Source organism: Streptomyces sparsus (assembly GCF_054776295.1).
The window spans coordinates 1-3,290 of the sequence record NZ_BAAHCA010000558.1; the positions used below are offsets into that span (position 1 = coordinate 1).

The window sequence follows — 3,290 nt, forward strand, 5'->3', positions numbered from 1 at the left end:
CGGACGCCCGCCACACGGGGGTGGGCGGGCGTCCCCACCGGACGGGCCCGCCGGGAACGCGGCGCCCGATCGCCCCGAGGGCACAGCTGTCACCGCACGGCTGTCACGACACAGCCGTCACGACGTGACCGTCACCGCACAGCCGTCGACCGCGCGACCGTTAAGAACAAAAGCGCGACAGTGCCAGTGGGCCGTGCCACATTCCCGAGCAACCACGGTTACAGCGAAGTGGCCGGGACGTTTCGAAAGGCACGGTCATGACGACGGACACCCAGCAGGCCGAGGAACAGGCAAGAGCCTCGGCCGGTCCCCGCCCGGGGGCCGACAGCAAGCACCTTCCCCAACGGCGGATCTGGCTCGGGCGGGCTCTCGGCCCGGTGCTCGCCGTCCTCACTTACTTCCTGCTCCCCCAGGACGCCTCGCTCTCCACCGCCGCCCGCACCACCGCGGCCGTGGTGGTGCTCGTCGCGGTGTGGTGGATGACGGAGGCACTGCCGCTCCCGGTGACCTCGCTGGTGCCGATCGTCGCCTTCCCGCTGCTGGGTGTCCTGGCGATCGACGAGGCGACGGCGCCCTACGCCCACCCGACGGTGTTCCTCTTCCTCGGCGGATTCGTGATCGCGCTCGCCATGCAGAAGTGGAATCTGCACCGCCGGATCGCCCTGCTGACGATGCGGGCCATCGGCACCAAGCCGCGCCAGCTCATTCTCGGCATCATGGTCGCCACGGCCTTTCTCAGCATGTGGGTCAGCAACACCGCGACCACGCTGATGATGCTGCCGATCGGTACCAGCGTGCTGGCCATGGTGATCACCAGGAAGTCCGGCACCGACGACTCCGAGCCCGAGGGGCCGGTGTCCGAACTCGCCGACGACAAGGACACCAGGAACTTCGCGACCGGGCTGATGCTGGCCATCGCGTACGCCGCCACCATCGGCGGACTGGGCACGCTCATCGGCAGCCCGCCCAACCTGATCATGTCCGGCTTCGTCGAGCAGAACTACGACATCACCATCGGCTTCGCCGACTGGATGAAGATCGGCGTGCCGCTCGCCGCGATCTTCCTGGTCATCGCCTGGCTGTTCCTCACCCGCGTCGCCTACCCCACCGAGCTGACCGACGTGGCCGGCGGCAAGCAGGTCATCCAGCAGGAGATCAACAAGCTGGGCAGGATGTCGCGCGGCGAGTGGAACGTGCTGGCCGTGTTCGTCTCGGCGGCCCTGCTGTGGGTGTTCAAGGACCCGATCACCGGCTGGGGCGCGCTGACCTCGGTCCTGCCGTTCACGGCCAACCTCACCGATGAGGCGGTGGCCATCGGCGCCGTCGTGCTGCTCTTCCTGATCCCGGTCTCGCTGAAGAAGGGCGTCACGCAGACCATGGACTGGCGGACCGCCCAGTCCGGTATCCCCTGGGGTGTGCTGCTGCTCTTCGGCGGCGGCCTGAGCCTGGCGAAGGCCGTGCAGGAGACGAAGCTCAGCGACTGGATCGGCACCCGGATGAGCGGCCTCGGCACACTGCCGACCGTGCTGCTGGTCGCCGTGGTCTGCCTGATCATCCTGATGCTGACCGAGCTGACCAGCAACACCGCGACGGCGTCCACCTTCCTGCCGGTGCTGGGTGGTGTCGCCGTCGGCATCGGGCTGGACCCGCTGCTGCTGCTCGCCCCCGCCGCGCTCGCCGCCACGTGCAGTTTCATGCTGCCGGTGGGCACCCCGCCGAACGCGATCGTCTTCGGTTCCGGCTACGTGACGATGCCGCAGATGGTGCGGGCCGGCCTGTGGCTGAACATCATCGGCATGGTGCTCATCACCGGCATGGTGATGCTGCTCGGCGGCTGGGCCCTCGGCATCCAGTTCTGACCCCCGGGCGGAGCCCCTCGTCCACCACCGACGGCGGCCGCCCCCGCCTGCCCGGCGGCCCCGGCTCTGACCTGCGAGAATCAAGGCCATGCACAAGCGGCTGAGTCTGGCGCGGCAACTCTTCGTGCTGCAACTGGCGGTGATCCTCCTGCTGGTCGGGGCCGGGGCCCTGCTGGTGGTGCTGGAGGCGCGCCGGGACAGCCAGTCCGACGCCGAGCGCCGGGTGCTGACGCTCGCGGCCGGGCTGGCCCGGCTGCCCGAGGTGCGGGAGGCGTTCGGGCAGCCGGCGCCGGACCTCACCCTGCAACCCCTGGCGGAGTCCGTCCGGGAGGCGACCGGCACCGACTTCGTCGTTTTCATGAGCCCCGACCGGACCCGGTACTCGCACCCCAACCCGGACGCCGTCGGCGGCAAGTTCCTCGGCAACATCCGCCCGGCGCTGCACGGTGAGCCCGTCACCGAGACCTACGAGGGCACGCTCGGGCCGTCGGCGCGGGCGGTGGTGCCGGTGGAGACCGCGCAGGGCCGGGTGCTGGGACTCGTCGCGATCGGCATTCTCCAGGAGCAGATAGGTGACGAGGTCCGGCGGCGGCTCGGCCCGGTGGCGGTGGTCTCCGGCGCGGCGCTGGTGCTGGCCGCCGGAGGGTCGTGGGCGATCAGCCGCCGGCTGCGCCGGCAGACCCTGGGCCTGGGCGCGGCGGAGATCAGCCGCCTCTACGAGAGCCACGACGCGGTGCTGCGCAACGTGCACGAGGGTCTGCTGATCGTCGACCCGCAGGGCCGGTTGACGCTCGCCAACCAGGAGGGCGCCCGGCTGCTGGGCCTGCCGGAGCAGCCGGAGGGCCGGGCGGTCCGGGAGCTGGGCCTGGCCGAGCCGCTGGCGTCGATGCTGGAGTCGGGTGACCCGGTCCACGACGAGCTGTGCGTCTACCGGGACCGGGTGCTGGTGGTGAACCAGGAGCGCATCGCGAAGGACGGCCGGCCGCTGGGAGCCGTCGCCACCCTGCGCGACCACACCGACCTGGAGGCCCTGGCCGGGGAGCTGGACTCGGTGCGCGGCTTCGCGGAGGCGCTGCGGTCTCAGGCGCACGAGTCGGCGAACCGGCTGCACACGGTGGTCACCATGATCGAACTGGGCCGCCCGGAGGAGGCGGTGGAGTTCGCCACCGTGGAGCTGGCGTCCGCGCAGGCGCTGACCGACCGGCTGACGAGCGCGGTGGAGGAGCCGGCGCTGGCCGCGCTGCTGCTCGGCAAGGCCGCTCAGGCCGCGGAGAAGGGCGTGGAGCTGTCGGTCAGCGAGGACACGGCGGTGGCGGAGACGTCGTTCGCCGCCCGGGACCTGGTGACGCTGGTCGGCAACCTGGTGGACAACGCGATCGACGCGGCGCTGGCCGGCTCCCCGCCGCGCCGCGTCTCGGTGGCGGTGCGCAG

Annotated in this window: 2 protein-coding genes; both read left to right on the plus strand. The window is 71.3% G+C overall.

From position 1 onward, the window contains the following. Nucleotides 1-257: 257 nt before the first annotated feature. Entirely contained in the window at nucleotides 258-1,859 is a 1,602-nt protein-coding gene (locus ACYVE9_RS20135) for an SLC13 family permease (RefSeq protein WP_461029286.1), read from the plus strand. Between the two features lie 88 nt (nucleotides 1,860-1,947). Then, nucleotides 1,948-3,290: PAS domain-containing protein (locus ACYVE9_RS20140; RefSeq protein ID WP_461029287.1), on the plus strand; the 1,343-nt coding region annotated here is incomplete at its 3' end.